At 56.3% G+C, this 1,122-nt stretch carries 1 protein-coding gene; it reads right to left on the minus strand.

Features of this window, described 5'->3' with window-relative positions; all coding sequences use genetic code 11:
* Positions 1–26: 26 nt before the first annotated feature.
* Complete coding sequence (locus AC2FNJ_RS19985; protein ID WP_496766782.1) at positions 27–1,055, minus strand: IS30 family transposase; 1,029 nt, start codon at positions 1,053–1,055, stop codon at positions 27–29.
* Positions 1,056–1,122: the final 67 nt, after the last annotated feature.

Genomic DNA, 1,122 nt, shown 5'->3' on the forward strand with positions numbered 1-1,122 from the left:
TGTGAGCGATACTTGAACTGCGACTCCTATTCCTTCTGAGGGTAGGGGCGTTGGCCCATCTCTTCCATCATCTTCTCGCGGAAGACCTCCGCCGGCGTCTTCCACCCAAGGCATTTGCGGGGCGTTGCGTTGAGGCGGTCACTGATCATCTTCAATTCATGATCTGAGACCGCCGTGATGTCGCGCTTCCGTGGCAGCCATCTTCGAGCACGCCGGTTGGTGTTTTCGACGGTTCCTTTCTGCCAGGGTGAGGCAGGGTCACAGAACCAGGTTTGTGTCCCGATCTCTGCCTGCAGGTGCGGCCATGAGACGAACTCGGTGCCACGATCAAAGGTGATGGATTTGCGTGCCAGGTGGGGTAGGTCGCGCACCGCCTTCATGATCTTGCCCATGACTGGTTTCGTGCGCTTGTTCGGGTTCTTCAGCAGCACAGTGAACCTGCTGACGCGTTCGACAAGCGATGTGACATTCGACTGCCCAAGCTTCTGTTTAAACAGCATCAAGTCACCTTCCCAGTGACCAAACTGGCGGCGGTGCGCGACATCATCGGGGCGGAACAGGATGCTGACATCACGGTCAAATTTCGGGGGTAGGCGCTTTCGCGCACGACGCGGCCTGCGGGCTTTGCGATGCTCGGGTAGGTACCACCACAACTCCTGGTCCATGCCTTCTTTCGAATAGATATAGCGATAGATCGTCTCTTGGCAGACGCGCAGCCTGAGGCCTTCATAGATCATCCGGTTGCCGATCTGCTCGGGCGTCCAGCCAAGCTTGATCTTTGCGACTACAGCTCTACAGAGATCTGGATGACGGATCAGCTTGCGCTGCACAGATCGACGTTTATCCGTCCGCAACTGAGCCGCGTGACCGAAGTAGCCCGCATACTTCTTTGGCAACGCATCATCGGCCCAGAAATTGCGTTTGATCTCGCGAAAGATTGTCGACTTGTGACGCTTCAGGACACGCGCCATCTCTCGGACGGGCACCTTTGCGTGCCACCAATCCTCAATTCTACGGCGTTCGCTCAAGCTCAGTTGCGTGTAAACGGCTCCCATGCCATGATCTCCTATTAGATAACCCATTGGTTTCTAATAGGAGTCGCACTTCAGGGTAGCGCGCTCC

This window comes from Ruegeria sp. BHSB196, assembly GCF_059613135.1.

What these genes read in the sequence shown, in the direction of transcription:
- AC2FNJ_RS19985 (WP_496766782.1), bottom strand. Translation starts at nt 1,055, where the DNA reads ATGGGAGCCGTTTACACGCAACTGAGCTTGAGCGAACGCCGTAGAATT.